Source organism: Streptomyces sp. C1-1 (assembly GCF_050214755.1).
In the GTDB taxonomy this organism is placed as follows: Bacteria; Actinomycetota; Actinomycetes; order Streptomycetales; family Streptomycetaceae; genus Streptomyces.
Map to the genome: position 1 here is coordinate 6,696,058 of NZ_CP189826.1, position 24,568 is coordinate 6,720,625.

The 24,568-nt window shown below is 67.9% G+C and carries 14 protein-coding genes; 8 read left to right on the forward strand and 6 right to left on the reverse strand.

Features of this window, described 5'->3' with window-relative positions:
* Nucleotides 1–398: 398 nt before the first annotated feature.
* The 5 genes from ACQF4J_RS30475 (at nt 399) to ACQF4J_RS30495 (ending at nt 12,266) form a co-directional block, all read left to right on the forward strand.
* Entirely contained in the window at nt 399–3,998 is a 3,600-nt protein-coding gene (locus ACQF4J_RS30475) for a LamG-like jellyroll fold domain-containing protein (protein ID WP_427167242.1), read from the forward strand.
* Nucleotides 3,999–4,284: 286 nt separating this feature from the next.
* Nucleotides 4,285–10,746, forward strand: coding sequence for an RHS repeat-associated core domain-containing protein (locus ACQF4J_RS30480; RefSeq protein WP_427167243.1), 6,462 nt, complete (start codon nt 4,285–4,287; stop codon nt 10,744–10,746).
* 4 nt (nt 10,747–10,750) lie between these two features.
* Entirely contained in the window at nt 10,751–11,065 is a 315-nt protein-coding gene (locus ACQF4J_RS30485; protein WP_427167244.1) for a hypothetical protein, read from the forward strand.
* A 563-nt stretch (nt 11,066–11,628) separates the two neighbouring features.
* Nucleotides 11,629–11,862, forward strand: coding sequence for a type II toxin-antitoxin system VapB family antitoxin (locus ACQF4J_RS30490; protein ID WP_427167245.1), 234 nt, complete (start codon nt 11,629–11,631; stop codon nt 11,860–11,862).
* Nucleotides 11,859–12,266, forward strand: a complete 408-nt coding sequence (locus tag ACQF4J_RS30495; RefSeq protein WP_427167246.1) for a PIN domain nuclease — start codon at nt 11,859–11,861, stop codon at nt 12,264–12,266. The genes ACQF4J_RS30490 and ACQF4J_RS30495 overlap by 4 nt, the downstream gene beginning before the upstream one ends.
* 462 nt (nt 12,267–12,728) lie before the next feature.
* Here ACQF4J_RS30495 and ACQF4J_RS30500 read toward each other — a convergent pair whose 3' ends face one another.
* On the reverse strand, nt 12,729–14,222 hold the full coding sequence (locus tag ACQF4J_RS30500) for a M20/M25/M40 family metallo-hydrolase (protein ID WP_427167247.1): 1,494 nt from the start codon (nt 14,220–14,222) through the stop codon (nt 12,729–12,731).
* 115 nt (nt 14,223–14,337) lie between these two features.
* Between ACQF4J_RS30500 and ACQF4J_RS30505 the strand changes: the two genes are divergently transcribed.
* On the forward strand, nt 14,338–15,468 hold the full coding sequence (locus tag ACQF4J_RS30505) for a DUF5937 family protein (RefSeq protein ID WP_427167248.1): 1,131 nt from the start codon (nt 14,338–14,340) through the stop codon (nt 15,466–15,468).
* Between the two features lie 167 nt (nt 15,469–15,635).
* Complete coding sequence (locus tag ACQF4J_RS30510) at nt 15,636–16,199, forward strand: ATP-binding protein (protein WP_427168644.1); 564 nt, start codon at nt 15,636–15,638, stop codon at nt 16,197–16,199.
* A gap of 1,286 nt (nt 16,200–17,485) precedes the next feature.
* On the opposite strand, the gene ACQF4J_RS30515 is transcribed toward ACQF4J_RS30510, so the two are convergent.
* The 5 genes from ACQF4J_RS30515 to ACQF4J_RS30535 all read right to left on the reverse strand — a co-directional run bounded on the left by ACQF4J_RS30515 (nt 17,486) and on the right by ACQF4J_RS30535 (nt 23,438).
* Nucleotides 17,486–18,340 carry an alpha/beta fold hydrolase gene (locus ACQF4J_RS30515; protein ID WP_427167249.1) on the reverse strand — a complete coding sequence of 285 codons (855 nt, stop codon included), beginning with the start codon at nt 18,338–18,340 and terminating at the stop codon, nt 17,486–17,488.
* Nucleotides 18,341–18,480: 140 nt separating this feature from the next.
* The gene (locus ACQF4J_RS30520; RefSeq protein WP_427167250.1) at nt 18,481–19,194 is read right to left on the reverse strand and encodes an ABC transporter ATP-binding protein; all 714 of its coding nucleotides are present in this window, start codon (nt 19,192–19,194) and stop codon (nt 18,481–18,483) included.
* Nucleotides 19,191–20,006: an ABC transporter ATP-binding protein gene (locus ACQF4J_RS30525; RefSeq protein ID WP_351572140.1), complete on the reverse strand. Its 816-nt coding sequence runs from the start codon at nt 20,004–20,006 to the stop codon at nt 19,191–19,193. The genes ACQF4J_RS30520 and ACQF4J_RS30525 overlap by 4 nt, the downstream gene beginning before the upstream one ends.
* Nucleotides 20,003–22,030 carry an ABC transporter permease subunit gene (locus ACQF4J_RS30530; protein ID WP_427167253.1) on the reverse strand — a complete coding sequence of 676 codons (2,028 nt, stop codon included), beginning with the start codon at nt 22,028–22,030 and terminating at the stop codon, nt 20,003–20,005. The genes ACQF4J_RS30525 and ACQF4J_RS30530 overlap by 4 nt, the downstream gene beginning before the upstream one ends.
* A 94-nt stretch (nt 22,031–22,124) precedes the next feature.
* On the reverse strand, nt 22,125–23,438 hold the full coding sequence (locus tag ACQF4J_RS30535; RefSeq protein WP_427167254.1) for an ABC transporter substrate-binding protein: 1,314 nt from the start codon (nt 23,436–23,438) through the stop codon (nt 22,125–22,127).
* Between the two features lie 277 nt (nt 23,439–23,715).
* On the opposite strand from ACQF4J_RS30535, the gene ACQF4J_RS30540 reads away from it, so the two are divergent.
* Entirely contained in the window at nt 23,716–24,450 is a 735-nt protein-coding gene (locus ACQF4J_RS30540; RefSeq protein ID WP_351572149.1) for a hypothetical protein, read from the forward strand.
* Nucleotides 24,451–24,568 lie beyond the last annotated feature (118 nt).

Sequence of the window (24,568 nt, forward strand, 5' to 3'; positions counted from 1 at the left end):
CGCTCGCCGGCCTCGTGCCGGATCCGCTCACCAAGCTGTCGTCGTTCGGTGGTCAGCCCGCCGCCCTGCATGTACCGCATATCACCGGGCGCCGTCCTCTTCTTGGGCGGTGTGACGACCTCCAAGCCGTCGATAGTGATCGCACTGATGTACGGCGCCCATCACCAAGGTGAACGATCAAATTCTTTGCTCGTATGCGGGCTTTTGCTTGTCTGATCTTGAAGTTTCCCTTGGACTTCAATTGTGTTGCCCCTGCCATGCTCCTCAATCGCCAAGCGATTGTGATCAGTTCGTCAAGTGCTCAGGGGTGGGCTGTGGGGGATTCGGGGGGCAGACGTGTGCGGTCGTCGCGTACGGCATGGTTGGCCGCATTCGTCTTGTTGATACAGCCTGTCGCAATGGCCGCCGCGTATACGGCCGTTGCTGACGGCCAGAGCACTGGTTCCGCCGGAACGACGTCCCTCTCGCCGGAGGCAGCCGCCGCGCAACAGGCGACGGCCAGTGGTTCTCGGGTTGAGGTCTCGGATGACCGTACGGAGTACACGACGACGTACGCCAATCCGGACGGCACGACGTTCACGCTGGACCAGTCGACCGTACCGGTGCGGGTGCACCGGAGCGACGGGTCGTGGGTGTCCCCGGATCCGAGCCTGGTGGTTCGGTCGGACGGAACGGTCGGCCCGAAGGCGGCCGTGGTGGATCTTGCGTTCTCCGACGGCGGTGATGGCTCGGGGCTGGTGGACATCGCCCGGGGAGGCAAGTCGTTGCGGCTGGGCTGGCCGGGGACCCTACCGAAGCCGACGCTGGACGGCGCGAGCGCGGTCTACGCCGATGTGCTTCCGGGCGTGGACCTGCGGATGACGGCGACGGCCGAGGGCTTCCGTGAGCTGCTGGTGGTGAAGACCCCGCAGGCGGCTGCCGAGCCGGAGTTGAAGAAGGTCGCCTTCTCGTTGCAGGCGGACGGGCTGACGGTGGCACCGACGAGCGGTGGCGGGATGACCGCCGTGGACGACGACGCGCGCCCGGTCTTCGCGGCTCCGGCCGCGCTGATGTGGGACTCGCAGGGTGATGCGACCACCTCCGGGACGTCCGCCCAACTGGAGCGGACGACCGCGGTTGCGCAGGCGAGTGATCCGTCGCCGTCGGCCACCACGGATCCTTCCGCCGGGGCATCGGGTGACGGTACGGCGGGGCCGGGCGACGGGGACGCGTCTGCGGTGCTGCCGGTCCAGGTCAGCACGGATGCGCTGGCCGTGGTGCCTGATGCGGGCATGCTGTCGAACAGTGACAGCGGCGCCTATCCCCTCTACATCGACCCCAGTGTCGGCCTGGACCAGACGGCCCACACGTATCTGCGCTCGGATGGTGTCACCGACTTCAACTGGGGCAACGGCAGCAACAACGAGGGCAAGGGCACGGGACATTGCTCCTCGTGGAACGGCTATTACTGCGGCCCCGGCTACACCGAGCGGTTGTACTTCCAGTTCTCGCCGAGCAGCCTGGCGGGCAAGAAGGTGCTGTCGGCGACGTTCCGGGTGACCGAGAGCTGGTCTTTCACGTGCGATGCGCGCTGGGTCGACCTGGAGCGCACCGGCAACATCTCGTCGTCGACCACCTGGTCGACCCGTCCCTCGTATCTGGGGACGATGGCCAGCCGGGACGTGTCGGCGGGTCGCAGCTCTCTGTGCGATCCATCGCAGCCGCCGGCGCCGATCGAGTTCAGCGGCTCGAGCCTGACATCGACGGTGGGGGACTTCGCAGCGGGGAAGTTCTCACGGCTGACCTTGCTGCTGAAGGCCCGGGACGAGACGGACACCAGTGCCTGGAAGCGGTTTCGGAACGACGCGGTGCTGTCGGTGACGTATGTGGGGCTGCCCGCGGTGCCGACCAAGGCGGGCATCGTAGAGAGCAGCGGGATCAGCTGCGACACCGATTCCGCCGACCCGGATGTGATCGCGGATCCCACGCCGAGCCTGACCGCCACGGTGTGGACGGCGACCGGCGGAGGCAGTGGGGCGAGCCTGCGGGCCCACTTCTACATCCAGAAGCAGAACACCGACCGCAGTTGGTCCGTGGCGACCGAGCCGGTGCGGCCCACCAGCGGCTTCGTCGGCAACGGAACTGTGCTCACGTACCCGTCGCCGATCACGTTGTCCGAGGGACCGCTGTACCGGCTGGCGGTGTTCAGCCGCTCCTACTACAACAGCGGCGACAGCTATCTGGAGTCGCACAGCACGGTGACGACCAAGGGCTGGTGCTACTTCAAGGTGGACACCGCCGCCCCGAAGGCCCCCACAGTGACCTTCGGCAGCCCGTACTCCGAGTGCACGGCCAACGCGTGCGCCCCCGCCGGCGGCCCAGGCGTGGCCGGCCAGTTCACCTTCTCGCCGGCCTCGGGGGACACCAACACCGCTTACGAGTACAAGCTGGCGACCTCCACAGCTTGGTCCAAGCCGATCTCCGGAAACAAGGTCACGGCCGGGATTACTCCCCAGTTGGCGGGCACCCAGCAGCTGCAGGTGCGGGCGCAGGACAGTGCCGGGCGCTGGGGCGCGAAGACGATCGTGAAGTTCAATGTCGCCGAGGGACAGACGGCGATCGGTCGCTGGCACTTCGACGATGCGGTGCCGGGCTCCGGCGTGACCACGGCCGCGGACACGGCGACCGAGGGCACTCGTCACCCGGCGACCCTCTACACCGGAGGCACGGGTTGGTCGTCGCTGGCACGCCGGGGTGACGGGGACCGGTCGCTGTGGCTGAACGACACCTCCGACACGACCCGACAGGCCGGGTATGCGGCCACCGCCGCACCGGTGGTCAACACCCAGTCGTCGTTCACCGTTTCCGCCTGGGCCTACCTGTCAGACGGGTCCGACTACCGCACGGTGGTCTCGGAGACGGGCAGCGACGGCTCCGGATTCGCCCTGTACTACTCGCCGGGCATCCAACGCTGGGTGTTCCTGTGGAACTGGTACGAGAACGGGGTGCGCAAGTACCTCGGCGCGAACGCCGACGCGGCCGGGGTGCCGCTGAAGGCGTGGACCCACCTGTCGGGCGTCTACAACTCCGTCGACCGCACGATGTCTCTGTACGTCAACGGCCGTCTGCAGGGCTCACCGGTGGCACTGCCCAGCACGTCGGACGCCACCGTCACCGACGGCACCCTGCAGTTCGGCCGGGCCAGCTTCACCCCGGGCAGTTACGTGAACTACTGGCGGGGCAGGGTCGACGAGGTGGCGGTCTGGCAGCGGGCCCTGACCGACGACGAGGTCGCCACCGAGGACCAACTGCTCGACGGCAACAATGCGCCGAGCGTGGAGTTGATGGGTGCCTGGAACCCGGACGGCGCGAGCGGCAGCACGCTGGGGGACACCACCTCCGGATACGGCCGCTCGCTCACCCTGTCCGGCGGCGCCTCGCTCGACGGCCAGGCCCTCGTCCTGAACGGAACGGACGGCGCCGCCACCGCGCCCGGACCGGTGCTCGACGACACGGCCTCGTTCACCGCCACGACGCTGGTGGACATCGACCGCGATGCCTTGCTCTCCAAGCCGGTCGGATACACGGCGCAGGTCGTCGGCCAGCGCAGTGCGGACGGCTCGTCCTGGGGTTTCTGGTACCAGTTGACCGGAACCGACCTCGACCCGGACACCGACACCACCGTTCCGGTCGGCAAGTGGTACTTCGGCCGGCTGAACACGGACGGCAGTTTCGACGGCGTGGTCTCCGACGAGGCCGCGGTCCTGGGCAGCCCGGTCCGGATGACGGGCACGTACGACGCCCCGTCCGGCACGATCCACTTCTACCTCGGGCCCGACGAGAACGGCGCCGACGCCACTCATCCCTACACGGCGGTGGCGGGGTCCGGCGAGTTCGCGGCCGGTGAGGGATACGTGGGCGGAGCCTGGGGCCACTACCTGCCCGGAAAGATCACCGACATCAGGCTGTGGGCAGGTGCCATGGCCAACCAGCAAGTCACCGACACCATCGGAGACTGACCCGCGTGACAGGTGCGGGTGAGGCGGCGTCAAGCAGCCGCCCCACCCGGCCAGACTCCCCTGTCCCCTTGCTCTTTTGATCCCTTGGCGTGCGCAGGCGGCCGGCAGCGGTCGCGGGAGGCTAGTCATGAGTTCCGGCATGAAGGCTCGTTGGATCGGCACTGCTCTGACCCGCGGTGTTTTGTTGCTGTGGCGTGCACCTGCACGGGGGCGCGTTGTACTGCGTCGGCGGGCACCTGTTGTCGCGGCACTGTGCATGGCACTGGTCGTTCCTGCGGGACTTGGCGTGCCGGCGGCTCACGCTGCCGGGGGCGGCCTGGGCAAGCCGGCGCTGCCGAAGCAGCGGGTCGACAAGGTACGGAAACATCCGGGCCTGGGCGCGAAGAAGGCCCGTGCGCAAGTTGCGAGAACCGGGGCCGCCAACGCGGCCCAGGCCCAGCGCGCACGTGCCCAACAGCACGTGGTCTGGCCGCACACCGCCGAGGTGACCGGGCGAATACCGGGGCAGGGCCTGGCCAAGCTGACAGCTGGAGGACTGCCGGTCACCGTCGTACCCGGGCGGGGGACCAGTTCGGCGGCGGGCCAGGTTCGGGTGCGGGTTCTCGGGCAACAGCAGGCCCGGGCAGCGGGCATCAAGGGTGTGCTGCTGACGACATCGGCCGCTGAGCCGGGCTCCGCCCAGGTGAGCATCGACTACTCGGCGTTCGCCTCCGCCTACGGCGGCGGCTGGTCCGGTCGCCTGCGGCTCGTTCAACTCCCGGCATGCGTGCTGACCACGCCGCGGAAGGCCGCCTGCCAGACACAGACCCCGCTCGGCTCGCACAACAACATCAGTGCTCAGACACTGTCGGCCAAAGTCAGCTTGGGGACGGCCGGCAGCGGCAGCGGCACTCCGCGGGCCTCGCGCTCGGTGCCGCGCACGTCGTTGATGGCTGCCGGCACAACGTCGGCCACGGTGCTGGCCGTGACCGCCACCTCATCGGGGGAATCGGCCTCCGGTGCCGGCAACTACGCGGCCAGCCCCCTCTCGGCCTCCTCCAGCTGGGAAGCAGGCAGTGCTTCGGGCGGCTTCACCTGGTCCTACCCACTGACCACTCCGCCGGCCGCTGCGGGACCTTCGCCGCAGCTGTCGCTGTCGTACGACTCGGGGAGCGTGGACGGCAGGACGGCTTCGACGAACAACCAGGGAACGCTCGTCGGTGAGGGCTTCGGCGATGTGGCGTCCTCCTACGTCGAGCGGTCCTACGCCTCGTGCGACGACGACGGCGACAGCGGCAAGTACGACGAGTGCTGGAAGTACGACAACGCTTCGCTCGTGCTGAACGGCAAGTCCACCGAACTGGTAAAGGACGACACCACCGGCGTCTGGCACCTGAAGGACGACGACGCCTCCACCGTGACCCACTCCACCGGCGCCGACAACGGCGACAACGACGGCGAATACTGGACCGTCACCACCGGAGACGGCACCAAGTACGTCTTCGGCCTGAACAAGCTGCCCGGAGCGGACACCCAGCGCACCAACTCCGTATGGACCGTTCCGGTGTTCGGCAACAACTCCGGCGAGCCCGGCTACGACCAGGGATCCGTCTTCGCCGACCGCTCCCTCACCCAGGCCTGGCGCTGGAACCTGGACTACGTCGTGGACCTGCACGGCAACGCGATGTCGTACTGGTACACCGCGGAGACCAACTACTACGGAAAGGACGGCGCGTCCACCGGCACCACCCAGTACACGCGGGGCGGCTACCTCACCAAGATCCTCTACGGGCAGAACAAGGACACCCTGTTCACCGGCACCGCCTCGGACGAGGTCACCTTCAGCTATGACGAGCGGTGCACCGCCGCCGACTGCTCCTCGCTGACCTCCTCCACCGCCTCCAGCTGGCCCGACGTCCCGTACGACTCCATCTGCGCCTCCGGCGCGGACTGCAAGGCCACCGGCCCGGCGTTCTTCACCCGCAAGCGCCTGACCAGCATCGACACCCACGCCTGGTCGGCCGCCTCCAGCGCCTACACGGACGTCGACTCCTGGGCGCTGACCCAGCAGTTCCTGGACCCGGGCGACATCGGCAACAGCACCGACCAGACCCTCGTCCTCAAGAGCGTCCGACACACCGGCAAGAACGGCACCGCGATCTCTCTGGACCCGGTCACGTTCACCTACCAGATGCGGGAGAACCGGGTCGATTCCGCCACGGACAACGTCCTGCCGCTGAACCGGCCCCGCATTCAGACCATCACCTCCGAAGCCGGCGCCATCACCACGGTGACGTTGTCCAACCCGGAATGCGTACGCGGCTCCAACATGCCGTCGTCCGAGGACAACGACACGATGAGCTGCTACCCGGTCTACTGGCACGTCAACGGCGCCACCGAGGCCACGCTGGACTGGTTCAACAAGTACCGGGTCACCGACGTCATCACCTCCGACCCCACCGGTCTGGGCGAGACGATGGAGAACCACTACAGCTACTCCGGGCCGGCCTGGCACTACAACAACGACCCGTTCACCCCGGCCAAGGAGCGCACCTGGTCCGACTGGCGCGGCTACCGTACCGTCACCACGCTGAAGGGCGCGTCGAGCGAAACCCAGTCCAAGACCGTGTCGTTGTATCTGCAGGGCATGGACGGTGACAAGCAGAAGGACGGCACGACCCGCTCGGTCTCCGTCCCGGGCATCGGCTTCACCGGCCTGAGCGTGGCCGATCAGACCGACAGCGACCGCTTCTCGGGCTTCACCCGCGAGCAGATCTCCTACAACGGGTCCACCCCGGTCACCGCCACGGTCAACGACCCCTGGTCCAGCCGCACGGCCAGTCAGCAGAAGTCGTACGCCGACATCGAGGCCTACTTCGTCCGCACCTACAAGACGCAGACCTCGACCTACCTGACCGCTGCCGCCAAGTGGCGCACCCGCAGCGTGACCACCAGCTTCGACAGCTACGGCATGCCCGCCACCGTCTACGACGCCGGCGACACGGCCGTCACCGGCGACGAGACCTGCACCCGCACCTGGTACGCCCGCAACGACAACCTGGGCATCAACTCCCTGGTCTCCCGCACCCGCGTCGTCGGCCGGGCCTGCTCCACCGCCGAGACCGACCTGAGCCTGCCAGGCTCGTCGAGCACTCGCGGGGACGTGCTGTCCGACGCGGCCACGGTCTACGACTCCGCCACGGCCACCGCTTGGACCGCGTCGCAGACCCCGACCCTGGGGGACGCGAACTGGACCGGACGTGCCTCCGCCTACCCCGCCACGGCCACCAACGGCGAGCGGGCCCCGACCTCCTGGCAGACCGTCGAAAAGACCACGTACGACACCCTGGGCCGGCCCTTGAGCGTGACCGACGCGCTGGGCAACCCGACGACCACCGTCTACACCCCGACCACGACGGGACCGCTCACCAAGACCACGGTCACCAACGCGAAGACTCAGAAGTCCTATACCTACTTCGACTACGCCCGCGGCACTCCCGTCAAGGCCTACGACGTCAACACGAAGCTGACCGAGTCGACGTATGACGCACTCGGCCGGGTGACCGCCGTCTGGCTGCCCAACCACCTCCGCGCCGCCGGATACGGCGCCAACTACACGTACGCCTACTCCGTCACGAACAACACGCCGTCCTGGGTCTCCACCTCCAGCATCCTCGGCGAAGGCGTCTACAACACCAGCTACACGATCTACGACTCGCTGCTGCGGCCGCTGCAGACCCAGTCCCCGACCGCGAACGGCGGCCGGCTGCTGACCGACGCCCGCTACAACAGCCGCGGCCTGGCCTACGAGACCTACGCAGACGTCTTCGACTCCACCGCCACCCCCTCCGGCAGCTACGCCCGTGCCGAATACGGCGGCGCACCGAAGCAGACCGACACCGTCTACGACGGAGCCGAACGCCCGACCAAGAGCAGCTTCTACGTCTACGGCGTCAAGAAGCGGTCCACATCGACGACGTACACCGGAGATTCCACCGCCACCACGGCCCTGGCCGGCGGATCCGCGGCCCGCACCATCACCGACGTCTTCGGCCGCACCACCGAGCAGCGCGAATACTCCGGTACCGACCCGGCCGACACTGCCTACGGTTCGGGCGTCGGCACCGCCTACAGCGCCACGAAGTACACCTACACCCGTGACTCCAAACCGGACACCGTCACCGGCCCCGACGGCACCCAGTGGTCCTACACGTACGACCTGTTCGGCCGTCAGGCCTCGGCGACAGACCCGGACAAGGGCACGAGCACCACGTCGTACACCGACCTGGACCAGGTCGCCACCACCACCGACTCCCGCAAGACCACCCTCCTGTACGGCTACGACGAACTCGGTCGCAGGACCGACCAGTGGCAGACGGCCAAGACCGACGCCGACAAGCTCGCCCATTGGGCCTACGACACCCTGGCCAAGGGGCAGCTGGACTCGTCCACCAGCTATGTCGGAGGGGTGACCGGCACCGCCTACACCCGCAAGGTCACCGCCTACGACAGCCTGTACCGGCCGACCACCACCCAGTTGCTCCTGCCCTCGACCGACGCCCTGGTCACGTCCGGCGCCGTCACCTCCACGCTGACCCTCTCGACGTACTACAACCTCGACGGCACCCAGCAGTACATCTCCGAACCTGCCGCCGGGGGCCTGGCCGCGGAGAAGGTCGTCACCCACTACGACAGTGCCGGTCTGCCCACGGACGTGGCCGGCCTCAGTGGCTACCTGCTCGGCGCCGCCTACTCCGAAATCGGCCAGCCCCAGCAGTTCACCCTGGGCACCTCCGCGGCCGAGGGCACCAAGAAGGCCTACATCACCAACACCTGGGAGGAAGGCACCGACCGGCTCAAGCAGTCGGCGGTCACCGACCAGACCCACAACTACGAGCTGCAGGAACTGAACTACGGCTACGACGACTCGGGCAACGTCACCTCCATCACCGACCCCACCACCCTCGGCGGCACCGGCAAGGCCGACGACCAGTGCTTCGCCTACGACGGCCACCAGCGTCTGATCGAGGCCTGGACCCCGTCCACCGCCGACTGCTCCGCCTCCGGCCGTACCACCGCGAACCTCGGCGGCGCCGCCCCGTACTGGACCTCGTACAGCTACACCGACGGCGGCCTGCGCTCCACGGAGACCAGCCACACCTCCGCCGGTGCCAGCACCAGGACGTACTGCTACGGCGACACCGCTCACCCGCACGGCCTGACCGCCACCACCACGGCCACTTCGTGCACGGGTGTGACCGCGACGTATGCCTACGATGCGACCGGCAACACCACCGGCCGCCCCAACGGCACCGACACCCAGAGCCTCACCTGGAGCCCTGAGGGCCAACTCGGCACCCTCACCGAGAAGTCCAGCTCCGGCACCACGAAAAGCACCACCAGCCACGTCTACGACGCCGACGGCACGCTCCTGATCCGCCGCAACACCGGCGGAGAGACCGTCCTCTACCTCGACGACGGCACGGAGGTCCACCTCGACACCTCCACGTCGACCGCCAAGTACTGGGCCCAGCGGTACTACAACGCCGGCGGCCAGGTCATCGCTCTGCGCACCGACAAGACCGGCACTGAGACCCTCTCCTGGCTCGCAGGCGACCAGCACGGCACCAGCAGCCTGACCCTCGATGCCACCAGCCAGGCGGTCACGAAGCGATACACCAGCCCCTTCGGCGCCCCCCGCTCCGGCGGCACCGGCACCTGGCCCGACGACAAGGCCTTCCTCGGCAAGTCCGCCGACTCCGCCACCAGCCTCACCTACGTCGGTGCCCGCGAATACGACCCGGCCACCGGCCGTTTCCTCAGCGTCGACCCGGAACTCGACACGAGCGACACTCAATCCCTCAACGGCTACACCTACGCCGACAACAGCCCGGTGACCCAGAGCGACCCCACGGGCCTGGAGAGCTGTGGACCCGTTCACTTCTGCTCCGGAAATAACGGCACATACGGAACCTATCACCCTGAACAAGACCCAGGGTCGAAGAAGTACAAGGGCTCCAGCTACTACTGCGACACGCACAAATGCGGCGGCGGCGGTGGCACCGGCAGGGCCCCGGCGAGCGATCCGGTCACGATCGCGCCGATCCCGCCGCGCCAGTTCGGCGAGGAGGCGAAACGCGCATGGCTCGACGCACTCCACATGGTCGACAAGCAGAACCGGATGACGGACGCCAACGACATGTGGGACGCCCGCAACGGAATCCACCTGGCGAGTGAGACGTTCTGGGAGGTCTTCTGCGACGAGGCCCCCGGAGCCTGCCCCAAGAGCCGGCCCGACGCTCACAACTCCACCGACTTCGGGTATTTCCCGATGACTTCGTCGGACTCGTCGGGAGAGTCACTCAAAGACGTTCTACGTGGAGGACCCTCGGCGGCAGCTGCCGGAATCTGGTATAGAAATCTGCGCCCCGACGAGGATCCGGCAGAGGGATTGTTCGCCAAGAACGTTGACGGTGACTACACCATCAACGTGCAGATAGGTCAGGGGAGTCGGGTGCGGACCCAGTGGATTTCAGTGACGAAGAGCTGGGATGTGATCAAGAAGTGGCGCCAGCCTGGTCAGCGGGTCGCTATCATCGACGGCGACAAAGTCGAGGCGCGGCTGGTCGATCTCACCTCGGCGGAAAACAGGGCCAGGTACCTGCGGGGATGGTCTGCGAACACAAATGCGCAATCATCGCAAGAGGCTCTGGTCGAGAGATACATAAACCCGAGCGCCATCATCGGAATGGTCGAAGATGAGGAATGATCCAGTGGATGAGGAACTCGTGTCGCAACTGAGCGAAGCGGCTGACGGATTCATCGTTCCCCTGCGCCTGAACGACGGGTTCGATCGGCTCGCGCTGGACGAGCTGTGCAGGCAGATCGACCGGCTCGGGCAGCAGTGGCGCACGGCCGAGGTCATTCCGAAATCGGCCGCTCTCATCCTCTCGGAGTTGTACCCGGCGATCAGCGCCTGCGCCGACCTTTACGCGGGGGACGAACGCCAGAGAATGATCGAGGCCGCTGTGCAGGTCGGGGAAAGGGTCACCTTCGCCTTGGACCCCGCGGGCGAACCCGAGATGTGAGGCCTCGCGCCGCACCGCCACCGCACGCGACGAGCCCCGGACCACTCCTCCGGGGCTCTCTCGGCTAAGCAGCTCCGCGAGGAGTGGGTCTCGCGGGGTGGCCAAGGAGTCAGGGAACCTCTTCGAAAATGCCTCCTGAGGGTGCTCGACACGCTTGCCGGAACCGGTTCCAACCCGCAGCCGCGCGAGGCAGGTCGGGTCCTTCGTCAGGAGTGCGCTGCGGCAGGGCCGGGCAGGATCACTGCGCAATCACGAGGAGAAACGTTATGAACAGCAACTTTTCTGGTTGCGGCGAGGGCGGCAGGGTCCTGGTGACCCCGCCGCGATCATGATTTCTAGATCGTCTGGACGCCGATTCCGGCCAAGTCGGTATGGCGCCAATGACCTGGTTCGTGTCGGCGTCGAGCGGGTCTCCCGTCGGCACGTCGCGTAGCGGGAACGGGCCCATGGGGGCCCCGGCACATCCGGCACGCTGTCCTCGGATGGCCTTGTTGTGGCCCATGCCTGTGTCGATGTTGGTGATGTATCCTGGGTGCATACATCGTGGATGATGGAGGTGCCCGATGTCCGTCACGCAGATCGATCTCGACGACGAGGCGCTGGCCGAGGCCATGCGGCTCATGGGTGTCACGACGAAGAAGGAGACCGTCAACGCGGCCCTGCGGGACTACGTTGCGCGGATCAAGCGGCTCGAGGCTGCGGAGAAGCTGGCCGAGCGAGGCGCGCGCGGCGAGTTCGAGCAGGCTGCGGCGGCGCGTGACGCGGAGAAGCGTGCGCGACGCGAGGCCTTCGAGTGATCACGTATCTGGTGGACACCTCGGCTCTGTGGCACCTGTTTCGCACCCCAGGTGCGTTGCGTCCCTGGGAGGGGCACATCGCTGCCGGGGTGTTCCACCTCTGCGAGCCGACACGGGCCGAATTTCTCTACTCGGCAACCAGTCCGTCCCATCGGGATGAGCTTGCGGAGGAACTGGACGCGCTCTGCTTGTTTTCTCCGGTTCCGAAGAACGCCTGGCGTTGGGTCGATACCGCGCAGTACAAACTGACCCAGCGGGGCCAGCACCGCGCGGCTGGAGCGATCGACCTGTTGGTGTGTGCGACAGCTGTGCATCATGGGCACACCGTGCTCCACGTGGACAACGACTTCGTGACGGTGGCCGGAGTTCTCAAGGAAGTTCAGCACCGAGACGCGCGAGTCTGATCTTCCGGAGCCAGTTCACGCTGTCGGTCGGTAGGCCTCTCGACGACCGACACCCCAAGTCGCTGCCCCGGCATATGTATTCGGCCTGAACGAGCTGCGCGGAGCAAACACCGCACGCCACGCGATGCGTACGGGTATGGGGATGCCCTGCCAGGAGAGGACGAAGGCGACCACTGAACCCGGTCCCGTCCGCGGCCCGCCCGAAGTTGAGATGGTCTCGGGGCCGCCTGGAGAACGGAGTCCAGTCGGTCAGACCCGCCCAGGTGATGGATCTGATGCCGTCCCACGTGGGCGGTTCCCTCAAGCTGCTGAAGATGGTGGTGAGCACCCACGGCGGCCGTGTGGTCGCCAGCACGGCGCCGGTGGATACGCCGGTCGCCGGGCACGGAACGATTTCCGTGACCCGGCCCGGTGGCATCGTCCCGAGGGGAGGACCGGAGACTGGATCCGTCGGCTGTGACGTCAGTTTGCTGTCGGGGACAGGTCTGGGTGCTTGTTGATCTGCCAGACCAGCTTCGGGCGCTCCCTGAGCATGTCCTTGGCAATGGGATCGTGGAAGTACTTCTTGTATAGCCGGACGTAGGTGCCGTCCTCGATCATCGCGTCGATCGCGGCGTCTATGTCCTTCAGCAGCTTCGGGTCGCCGTCCTTGCGCAGGGGGAAGGCGCTGCCCTGCAGGCTGTCGAGTTCCACCGCGATGCGCACCGGCTGCTTCTGGGCGTATTCGTCGGCGTCGGCGCCGCCCAGGACCACTCCTTCGACACCACCGGAGAGGAGCTGGGTGATCAGTGCTGTCTGGTCTTTGAACTTGACCAGTTCGGCGCGGGGCATCTCGCGATTGACGAACGTTTCCTGCACGGATCCGCTGACGGCACCGATCCGCTTGCCGTCGAAGTCGGAGAGCCTGGTCTGCTTGCTGCCCTTGAGGGTGAGGACATCGGTGAAGCCCCAGTAGTACGGGGTGGTGAAGGCGACCTGCTTCTTGCGCTCGGGGGTGGCGCCGACCCCCGCGACGCCGATGTCGTACTGGCCGGCGGACAGGCCTGCGAGGATGCCCTGGAGGTTCGTTGTCTTGTACTGGACCTTGACGCCGAGACGCTCGGCGGCCTCGTTCATCAGGTCTACGGCGAACCCGCTCGGCTTGCCTGAGGCGTCGGTGACGGCGAAGGGCGGCTGTTCGGCCTGGGTGCCGGCTGTGATCACGCCGGACTGGACGAGGGATGTCGCCTCGCGGACGAAGATGTCCACCTCGGCGTGGTCGGGTACGACGTTGGGTGCGCCGCCGCCCCGCACGACGACGCCGTGCACCCGGGCGGTCGGGGGGATGAACTGCCGCAGCGAGTCGACCGCCGTGAGGAAGAGCTGGGTCCCCGCGGCTGCCGAACGGCCGTCCCAGGGCGCCTTGGCCGCGTGCGCGGAGACTCCCCGGAAGACGACCCGCAGATGGCTCGCGGCGAGAGCGTGCCGGGCGCGCAGGCTCCGGTCCGCGGGATGGAACATCACTGCGGCGTCGACTCCGTCGAAAACACCGCGTTCCAGCATCAGGATCTTGCCGCCACCGCCCTCCTCTCCCGGGGTGCCGATCACCTTGAGCGTGCCTCGATGGCCGGGACGCACGGAAGCCGCGGCGACGGCGGCGGTCAGACCGCCGGCCGCGATGAGGTTGTGCCCGCAGCCGTGACCTATGTCCGGCAGGGCGTCGTACTCCAGCAACACCGCGATCGTCGGGCCGTCCGCGGAGCCGCGGTGAGTCGCGGTGAACGCCGTCGGCAGGCCCGCCACGGCCTTGTCCACCTCGAAACCCGCAACCGCCAAACGCGCGGCGAGCTGCTCGACGGCGTAGTGCTCCTCGAACCGGGTCTCCGGCGTTCCGTGCAGATCGAGGCTGAGCTGGTCCAGTGCCGCCCGGCGCTCGCGCACGGCGGCACACAGGTCGGCGGGGACACGAAGGGTCATGGCAACTCCGGGCTGGTCCTGTTTGGGTTGCCGGAACCGTAGGCGGTGCGGGGAGCGGTACCTAGAATGCTTACCGGGGGAGCGATAAGCGACAGGCCGTGGACCGGAGGTGAGCGTGAGCGTCGTACTCACACTTGCCGGCGCCGGTCCGACCCACGTCGTGGCGGGCGCATCTCCCCTCGCGGAGCTGACGGCAGCACTCCATGCCTACACCGAGACCGAGCACCACCACTGGGCTCTTCGCTGGGCACGTGGTCTGGAAGCCGAGCCGGACCGTGGCGACACCTTGGTCGGCACCAGAGCGAGCGTCTCCACCCTCAGCTCCGAGACACGGCGCCACATCCGGGAATGGGCACCCTTGTGGGCCTCTTACCGGGCCCGCTACCTGCTTCCGCTGAGTCCGGTGGGAGACCGCACGCTCGCCGAGGAGCTCGCGGACATCGAGCGGCTGCCCCTCCCGCTCTTCGCGGAGCTGACCGGGTACGCGATCAGGGGCGGCAACTCCGGAACCCCGCTGAACCGGCTTCTCAGGGACGCCGGGCAGCGCGCAGAACTGCTGGCGTCGGCCGAGCGCCGCTCCACCGTACGAGCCGAGCTCGCCGACAGACTTCTGGGCGACCCCGGCAGCCTGCGTACGGACCTGCTTGATCTGCTGATCTGCGCCGCCCGGGCCCTGGAAGCGGACTTGGCCCGTGCCGAGCGGGTGATCACCGAACAGCTGCCGGGATTGTGCAAGAGCAAACAGCGAGAGGGTCCGGGCCCGACCCTCGCCGGTCTGGACCCCTCGGCGTCCTACCGCGACGAGCCGCCCCGTGTCGTCTTCGACAAGTTCCACCACGGGATCGTGAACGTAGCCACCACCCCGGTGCTCATCGTGCCGTCGGTCTTCGGGCGACCGCACCTGCTGGTGAAGCACGAGCCCGGCTTCGCCGCGGTCGTCCAGTACCCCCTACTTGCGGAGGGGAGCGACCAGCCTGCCCACCCCGTCGTCAACCGCCGCCTCGAAGTGCTGTGCGACGCAGGTCGGCAGCGCATCGTCCGTGCCATCGCGAGAGAACCGCTCACCCCGTCCGAACTGGCCGACCGCGGAGGTATGTCCCTTCCGCAGGTCTCCCGCCACCTCGCCCGGCTGCGTGAGGCCGGCCTCGTCACGGTCGTGCGTGACGGCCGTCGCGCCTACTACCAGCTCGACCTCGAACGGGTACGCCGCCTCGGCGACGATCTCCTGACCGTCCTGTTCCACTGAGTTCGACCGGTCGCGCCCACGCGGGTGCAGCGCGCGGAACCCGCTTGCGCAGGAGCTGCCGATGCTTGTCCTCGCCGCGGCAAGCGTCGTCGTCGATGCGCATGGAACTTCTAGCGTTGGCGCATCCGAGAGCCTTCGTGCCTCGGGCGAGCAGAGGAGTTCTCGCCATGAACGCTCAGTGCGGCCGCACCTGGTCCATCACCGTTCCCGCAGACGCCCGCGGAGTTCCTCGTGTGCGCGGAGCCGTCTGCGACACGCTCCGCGCATGGGGAACAGTGGACGAACATGCCGTCCAGACAGTGCGGTTGATCGTCTCGGAGCTGGTGACGAACGTCGTGCTCCACGCTTCCGCTGCCACCGCGGAAGCAGTCGTGACGATGGAGATGCTCGACGACTTCCGCATGCGCCTGGGAGTACACGACAGCCACCCGGGGAGCCCGGTACCCGTGCAGAGTGACGTCGGATCACTTCACGGCCGTGGTTTGTCGATTGCGCAGGCGTTGGTGCAGGAACTGGACGGGGTGCTGTTCGTCGAGCGAGCACTCGATGGCGGGAAGACGGTCGGAATCGTCGTGGCCGCCTCCTCCGGCACTCTCCCGCAGGCCGGTCACGACAGGGCCTCGGCGGGAGCACATGCTGAGCGCGAGGAGAAGAATCATGCCTCCATCGCTCTGCACGAGAGATTGAGTGCGCGGACGAAGAAGTTCAGCTCCCCCGGCTGCGCGCGGTGAGCTGCCTTCGGCGCGGGACAGCGCCTCCGCGACGTGACCATTGATGCCAAAGGGGATGGCGAGTGGGACGGCGGCGGGCCGCCCCACCCGCCATGAGCGGCTGGTCAGCCTGGACGCCGTGCTCGGCGCCGGGGCCATGACGGCGACCGCGGCAGGCCCAGTTCAGGCGCGGTTTGACGCCTCATCCTTCTCGGCCTCCGTCAGTCTTTTCCGATCCTTGTGTCCAACCAGCGGGACACCATCCGAAGTCCCGCCTGTACGTCGAACCATGCTCTGGTTGGCACGAGGTGGGGAAGCCTGTGACGGAGGCGTCCTCCGTACCGTGTGTCCGAAGTTGCAGCCCGCCCGATCGCTCCAGCTCACTGTGGAAGAAGGCGACTGAGCCGGATACGTTGACGAGACAACCTCCGGCCTGTCGATAAGGCCAGAGAGGCTCCGCCCCGAGCAGAGGGGCGGAGCCTCTGCGCGTTGGAATGAAAATCCGCTGCAGGCAGGTTCGAAGGCCGTCCTTGAGCTGGCTCGATCGCCCTTCATGCCTTCAGCACGATCCTGTCGGGCCTCATTGAGGCCGAGTTGAGGCCGCAAGGACAGGAACAGACTGACAAGGGCTGACTAGCCCCAACATGGATAACCTCATCTGACCTGCGAAAACGTCAAGGATGAGCGTTGATCGCCAAGGACCGCCAAGATCCTCAAAGGACTCATAATCCGTCGGCCGTGGGTTCGAGTCCCACTCGCCCCACTGTGTAGGTCTGTGACCTGCGGAAACGTCTCAGCGGGCCTGCGGATTCAGGGCTTTGGGCCAACGGATTGAATCCGCTGCTCGTGAGTTCAAGGGCGTTGTGGACGCTGATGGGACGCAGGTCAGCAGAAGTGGCTGCCTGGGGCCGGCTGGGAGAGCGGTTCGTGAGCGGTTCTGGTGTCGCTGATGGTGCGGGCGCGGGCGGAATCCACTCGTACAGGCTTCCCGCCCAGCCCGCCTCGCCCGACCTGCTACCCCCATCCGCCGTCTTCAACGAGGCCCGGTCCGCTGCGGGCCCGTGATGTCTGCGAAGCCCTCGACCGCGAACTGCTGCCCAAGAACACCGAAGGCACCCGCGCCAAGCTGAAACGCTCCGTCAAGCTCGGCATCCTCACCGAGATCGACACCGGCAGCTTCGCCAGGAAAGCAGTAACCGACCAAGGCCCGCGACCAGCCTGGGAAGGATCGTGCTCCGCCGACGTCTGGCCCGCGACTGTGAGCCCCTCCCCGCCAACTCAGCGGGACACTGTCTCCGGCGCCGGGGTCAGCCGGCGAGGACGCGGTTCAGCCAGGCCAGCAGGTCGCTGACGATCTCCTGTTCGTTGGTCTCGTGGAACAGCTCGTGGCGGGCTTCGGGATAACTGAGATAGGTCACGTCGATGAGGCCGGCCTCGCCGTAGCGTTCGACAAGCAGGTTGCTGAGGGAGAGATCGGCGTTCAGCGGATCGTGATCCCCGACCAGGACGCAGATGGGCAGATCCGCCGGGATGCCCTTGGGCTGGGCAAGTGACGCCGAGGCGATCGTGATGTCAGCCATGCCCTGGGCGTCGAGGCTGAAGCCGCACATGGGGTCGGCGAGGTAGGCGTCGACGGCCGGTTCGTCCCGGCTGAGCCAGTCGAACGGCGTGCGGCTGGGCTGGAACGCCTCGTTGAGCGCGAGCAACGGGTCTCCTCCCTCCGCGGCCTCCTGCGCCTGTGCCGTGAGCATGACGTCGACCGCAGTAGTACCGGCGAGGGCGAGTGCGTCGATCAGGTGGGCGTGGTCCAGGACGTACTGCTGCGAGGCGAAGGAACCGAGGCTGTGTCCGAGCAGCACCAGGGGCAGGCCGGGGTGCTGCTCGCGGATGGTCTCTGACACGGTGACCATGTCACTGACGAGTCGGTTCCAGCCGTCGTCCCCGAGATGACCGGGCTCGGCGTGCCTGCTCAGCCCGTGTCCGCGGTGATCGTTGGCATAAACTGCGTAGCCCTCAGCGGTCAGTGCTGCCGCGAGTGCGGCGTAGCGGCCGGCGTGCTCTCCCATGCCGTGGGCGATCTGGACGACGGCTCGCGGGGGCGTCTCCGGCTTCCATTCGTGCACGTGGATCTGGACGCCGTCTTCGCTTTCGAAGGTGAACATCGGGTTCCTTGTCTTGGGTACGCGGGCAGCCCTGAGCGTCCGGCCGAGTTGTACGGGCCGAGTTGTACGGGGTGGGCCGGCCCGAGCGGTTCAGGCTCACGGCGGTTGTGGTGTACGACGGTTGCGGCCGCCCGGCCTGGTCAGACGTGCTGCTCGCCGAGGTAGCCGGCGATGATCCGGGACTGGTCGGCCCGGAGTTCCTGGGCCGCGGCGTGCGCGGTGATCTCGCCGTGGGAGAGGACGTAGCCGCGGTCGGCCATGTCGAGGGCGAGGCCGACGTGCTGTTCGACGAGCAGCACCCCGCAGCCGGTGTCGTCGGCATAGCGCCTGACTATGGGCAGCAACTCCTCGACGATGATGGGTGCCAGACCGAGGCTGAGCTCGTCGAGCAGGAGCAGCTTGGGGCTGCGGGCCAGGGCCCGTCCCATGGCGAGCATCTGCTGCTCGCCGCCGGAGAGCAGTCCTGCCTTGCGGTCCTGGAGGCGGGACAGGGCGGGGAAGTAACGCGTGGCGGCCGCCTGGTCGAGGCGCTCGCCCCGGTGACCGAGGCGCAGGTGTTCCGCCACCGTGAGGCCGGAGAAGATGCCTCGTCCTTCCGGAACGTGGGCGATGCCGAGGCGGGCGCGGGTCGCTGCCGGGATCCTGTCGAGGTCCGTTCCGTTGAAAGTGATGTTGCCGGCAAGGGGGCGCAGCAGGGCGGAGACGGCCTTGAGCGTGGTGGTCTTCCCCGCTCCGTTGGCCCCGAGGAGGGCGACGACCTCTCCCGCGCCTACTTCGAGGTCGATCCCGCGGATGACAGCGGCTCCGTCGTATCCGGCGGTGAGTCCGGCCACCTTCAGGACGGGGGTGCTCATGGTGTCTCCGGTGTGCTGGTGAGGGCCTTGGCGGAGCCGGCGGTCGAAGTGCCGGACGCGGTGGCAGGCTGGACGGCGGATGCCCCGAGGTAGGCGGTCACGACGGCGGGGTCGGTTCGGACCTGTGCCGGTGTCCCGGAGGCGATCACCTTGCCGAACTCCAGGACGACGACGTGGTCGCAGATGCCCATCACCAGGCTCATGTCGTGGTCGATGAGGAGCAGCGCGGTCCCGGCCTCGGCGACCGCGCGCAGTCTGCGTCCGAGTTCGGCGCTCTCCGTCGTGTCCAGGCCGGCCGCGGGTTCGTCGAGACAGATGATGCGGGGGCGGGCTGCCAAGGCCCGTGCCACGCCGACGAGTTTGCGTCTGCCCTGGGACAGTTCGTGTGCCGAGGCGTCGGCCAGGTCCTCGAGTCCCAGGGCCGCGAGGGCCTCAGGGACAGCGGGGTTCGAGGCCGGGCGGCGGCCGAAGGTCTCGCCGAGCGCGGTCCACCACGTCGAAGGGTCCGCCGTGACCTGGAGGTTCTCCGCGACCGTGAGGTCTTCGAAGAGTTCGCTGCTCTGGAAGGTGCGGGCGAGTCCTCGGCGGGCTCGTACATGGGGCGGCCGTCCGGTCAGGTCCTTGCCATCCAGTTCCACCCTTCCTCGGGCGGCGACGAGGCCGGTGACCGCGTCCACGAAGGTGGTCTTGCCGGCCCCGTTGGGGCCGATGAGCCCCACGAGTTGGCCCTCGCCGACCTCCAGGGAGACATCGCTGAGCGCGTGGACGCCGCCGTAGCTGACGCCCAACTGCTGGACAGAGAGCACGTTCACGGTGCGACCTCCTTGGCGTCGGCAGTGGAACGGCCGAGGTGGATCTGTGGGGAGCCGACGGCGGATGCGTTGTCGGCCAGTGGTCCGGTCGTGGCCGCCGCGCGTCTCGCCCTCTTCGCCGTCCTCCGGCGGTGGGCGGCGCCCGCGATGCCGTCGGGGTTGGCGATCAGCGTCACGATCAGGGAGACGCCGCCGAAGAGCAGGGCCCAAGTGCCCTTGATCCCGAACCACTTGTCCAGCGCGTGGGGCAGCAGCGCCTCGGTGGACATCAGCCCCGCGATCACGGCTCCGGACACCATCGTGATGCCGCCGATGTAGGCGAAACCGATCAGCCCGAGGGCGGCCAGCGCGGTGAACCGGGCGGCGCTGACCGAGCCGAAGTTGTAGCCGTAGAGGGTGCCGGCGGCGCTGGCGATGAAGGAACTGATCGCGAACGCGGCGATCTTCACGGCGCGCACGTCGACACCGGCCGCCGCGGCGGCGCGCTCGTTGGAGCGGACGGCGAGCATCCGCCGGCCGAGTCCGGTGCGCCTGAGATGGGCGACGTACAGTCCGAGGGCGACGGTGACGGCCAGGACGAGGAAGCCGAACATGGGGCTGGGTTCGTTGCCGTCCAGGCCGCGGAAGTCCGCTTTCGGGCCGAGGTCGATCCCGAACAGGCGCGGCGGGGGTACGGACACTCCGGCCGTTCCGCCGAACGAGGTGTTGTTGAACAGCGCCTGTTCCATGGCCAGAGCCGCGGCCAGGGTGACGACGGCCAGGCTCACGCCCCGCACCCGCAGGGCGGAGACGCCCGCGGCCACTCCGAGCAGTGTGGCCAGCACCATCGCGCCGAGGGCGGAGAACGGGAACGGGATCCCCCACCGGACCGAGAGGTGGGAGAGGACGAAGCCCGCGGTTCCGGAGAGCGCGAGCTGCATCACGGAGATCTGTCCGACGTAGCCGGTGATGACGACGTAGGACAGGACGATGACCATGCCGATCAACGAGTTCGTGAGTGCCTGGCGGAAGTCGAACGGGAGCACGATCAGTGCGGCGGCGGCGACCGCGGCGGCCATCAGGGCGGGACGTAGCAGCCGCTCGGGCAGGGGCACCGCGGGCAGTCGCTGTTCGACGAGTTCACCGCGGCGCGGCAGACCGGCACCGCGTACGTACAGGGCGACGACCATCAGGAGGAAGACGAGGAGCTGCTGGAGGCCGGGCATGGCGTTGCCGTTGTCGGTCGGGAACCAGCTCTGCGTGGACAGGTAGTACACGATCGACTGGAGCACTCCGATGAGGATGCCCGCGGTGCAGGCGATCCACAGCGAGGTGAACCCGGCGAAGAGCGCGGCGGCCAGGGCCGGGACCACCTGCAGGGGGAGCGTCATGGAGTCGACCTGGACGATGGGCGCGGCCAGGACACCGAGGAGCCCGGCGACCAGGGCGGCCAGGAGTGTGTTGGCCATCGAGACGCTGTTGGGTGACAGGCCTGCCAGAAGAGCGGCCTGTTCGTTCTCCGAGGCCGCGCGGGTGGCCAGGCCGAAGCGGCTCCACCGGTACAGGGCCCCGAGGACCAGGGCGATCACGACGACCAGTCCGGCCAGGACGAAGCGGTCGGAGGGTGTGGTGATGCCCAGCATGGTCACGGTGCCGGCCGGAAGGATGCTCGGTGCCTGCTGCGGCTGCACCCCGAAGACCAGGAGCACGGTGGCCTGCAGGGTGAGCAGGATGCCGAGGGAGGCCGCGAGTTTGGCCAGGGGCGAGACGGTGCGCAGCGGCTTGAAGACCGCCACCTCTGTCAGGACTCCGACGGCCAGCGCCACTGCGAGCGCCCCGGCGAGAGAGGGTCCCACGGGCAGGGTGAACCCGAAGAAACCGGTGGTCAGGGCCCAGAAGGCATAGGCCGAGGCCATGGCGACGGCGCCGGTGGACAGGTTGATGATGCCCGAGCCCCGGTAGGTGACCACGACGCCGAGCGCGATGCCGGCGATCAGTGCCCCCTGGCCGAGGCCGAGCACGGCGAAGAGCAGGATCTGTTCCAATTCATGACTCCTGTCATGAGTCCGCGAGTCCGCGCTGCTGAGGCTGCGTCCTGCGAGGGCGTGCGGCCTCAGCGGCGGCGGGGGCAGGCGGGGCTCACTGGGGCGGGCGGATCCAGTCGGTCAGGGCCTTGAACTGGCCCTTGCCTTCGTACTGGTAGAACCTCGCCTGGTCGTTGCAGACGGCGGGGGCGTCCGGGTACTTGCCGCACTTGACCTCGGCGGCGCCCATGATGACCGGCCCCGTGAACTTCTTGAGCTGCTCGGTCACCGACGCGGGGGTGATCTTGTCCGGGCCGACGGTGTCGAGCACCTTCGCGTACGTGAGGATCGTGCTCCAGCCCAGCGGCGCGAAGACCTTGGACTGGTCGTCCTTGCCCAGCCCCGCCTGCGCCGAGGCCTTCAGGAACGCCTTGGAGTCGGCGGCCGAGGAGTCCATCGGCAGCGTCTGGGCGACGCCGTACGTCCAGGTGGGCAGGTCCCCTCCGAGCCCCTGGGCGACATCGGGGGACATGCACAGCGGCGTGGAGACCACCGGCTTGGTGACATTGAGCTGCTTCAGTGCCTTGGCGATTCCGACGCATCCGCCACCGATGGAGATGGGGACCACGACATCCGCGGTGTTCGCCCCGGCCGCGGTGACCGGGCCGATCAGATCGGTCGACTGCGCGTCGAATCCGACGGACTTCACCTTCAGACCGGCGGCTTCCAGGCCCTTCACCGCTGCCCCGGAGGCGATCTTGTCGCCGGGCGTGCTCGTGTGGATCACCGCCGCGGTCTTCGCCTTCAGCACGTCACGGGCGTACGTGCCCCAGGTGCCGAAGATGTGCGGCAGGTCGCCGAACGTGCTGAAGGTGTTCTTCGCGGTGGGCATGGTCGGGCCCGTCGCCACTCCGACCAGCACGGGCTTCTTGCCCGCGATCACGGAGTTGAAGGAGGCGTCACCGAGGTAGAGATTGCCGACGCCGATGGCGGAGACCTCCTTGTCGCCCAGCAGTTGCTGGCCGCACTTCTGTCCCTCCTCCTCGGCGGACACCACCGTGCAGACGTTCAGCTGCAGCGGGTGCCCGCCGATGCCGCCCAGCCTGTCGTTGACGTACTTCACCGCGGCACGGGCACCGAGAGTGGCTTCGGGGTTTCCGCCGGGGCCGCCTTCGACGTTCACCCAGCCCAGGGTGACCGGGTCGAGGCCGGCGTCGGCCTTGCCCGCCTTTCCGCCGACGTAGCCGAGGTAGTCGGTCACGACGTCACTCGCCGAGCGGGAGTCCGAAGTCGCGGAGGAGCCACCCCCGGAGGCGCCGGACGACGAGGGTGCGTTGGTGCCCGATCCGCCGCATGCGGCGACGCCCAGCAGGGGCGCCATGGCGGCGGAGACGAGGCCGAGTCTGAGGGGGCGTGAGATTGCGGGCATGCGGGATCCTCCAGGATCGGAAAACGGCAGGGCGGTGCCCTGCACGGCATGCGGGGAGAGCGCGGAAGGCAGAGGAGGGGCAGGAGGGCGCACCGGGGTGACCGGTGCCTCGGTCCAGCCCGAGGAGCTTCGAAAGACCAGGTGATCGGCGCTTTCGGCTTTCGTAACTTTCTTACGGATCGGGAATCTAGGTGTACGCTGGCGCCCTGTCAACGCCCCGGTTCACACCGAATTAACGATCATGCAAGGGGAGGGGAAGGACATGACGGAGCACGCCGTGAGACGCAGGCTCCCTCGGCGCTCACCCGAAGAGACCCGGGCCCTCATGCTGGAAGCGGCCACCCAGCTCGTCTGCGCCGGCGCCTCCGACACGAGCGAGGAGGCTGTCTCCGCAGCCCTTGCTCACATCCGCGTCAAGCGGGTCACCGAGGAAGCCACCCGCATCATGCGGGAGAGGCTGGGCGACGACACGGCACCGGCGATCACGACCGGATCCATCTACCAGATCTGGCCTGCGCAGGCCGACTTCCAGGCAGATCTCCTCTTCCACCTCACCAGCCGACAGGCCGAACTGGTCCCGGGGCTGCCGGAGAGCATCCGCCGTTTCAAGAAGGCGGTCGACAGCGGCACGACTTGGCAGGAGGCTCTCAACGACGTCCTGACGGACAACCACGAGAACCACCGCGTGGACCCGATCTACCGTGTGCTGCTCGGCTTCTACGCCAGTGCCGCCAACCCACGCGTCCGCGATGCCCTGGGGCACTACGGCGAGTCGTTCACCGAGGTCGCCTGCGAGGCGTACCAGGCGCTGCTGGACGCCTACGGGCTGCGCATGCGCGCGCCCTACAAGGTCGAACACCTCGCCACCACCATCGCCGCCCTGCTCGACGGCTTCCACATGCGCTGGATCGCCGGACATCCCAACCTGGAGGACCCGGAAGGGGAGGACCGCTGGTCCCTCGCCACCCGGGCCGCGGTGATGGTGTTCGACCAGTTCACCGAACCGGCGTAGGTGGGTGCGCACGTCCATGCGTCGATGAGCGCGGAGCGGCTGCGCATTGGGCAGAGGCGTGGAGACCCGGCGTATCCCGTCTGACCAGCAAGAACGTCGTCAATGGGCACTGATCGGC

What these genes read in the sequence shown, in the direction of transcription:
- ACQF4J_RS30475 (WP_427167242.1), top strand. Translation starts at nt 399, where the DNA reads ATGGCCGCCGCGTATACGGCCGTTGCTGACGGCCAGAGCACTGGTTCC.
- ACQF4J_RS30490 (WP_427167245.1), top strand. Translation starts at nt 11,629, where the DNA reads ATGTCCGTCACGCAGATCGATCTCGACGACGAGGCGCTGGCCGAGGCC.
- ACQF4J_RS30500 (WP_427167247.1), bottom strand. Translation starts at nt 14,222, where the DNA reads ATGACCCTTCGTGTCCCCGCCGACCTGTGTGCCGCCGTGCGCGAGCGC.
- ACQF4J_RS30510 (WP_427168644.1), top strand. Translation starts at nt 15,636, where the DNA reads ATGAACGCTCAGTGCGGCCGCACCTGGTCCATCACCGTTCCCGCAGAC.
- ACQF4J_RS30515 (WP_427167249.1), bottom strand. Translation starts at nt 18,340, where the DNA reads ATGTTCACCTTCGAAAGCGAAGACGGCGTCCAGATCCACGTGCACGAA.
- ACQF4J_RS30520 (WP_427167250.1), bottom strand. Translation starts at nt 19,194, where the DNA reads ATGAGCACCCCCGTCCTGAAGGTGGCCGGACTCACCGCCGGATACGAC.
- ACQF4J_RS30535 (WP_427167254.1), bottom strand. Translation starts at nt 23,438, where the DNA reads ATGCCCGCAATCTCACGCCCCCTCAGACTCGGCCTCGTCTCCGCCGCC.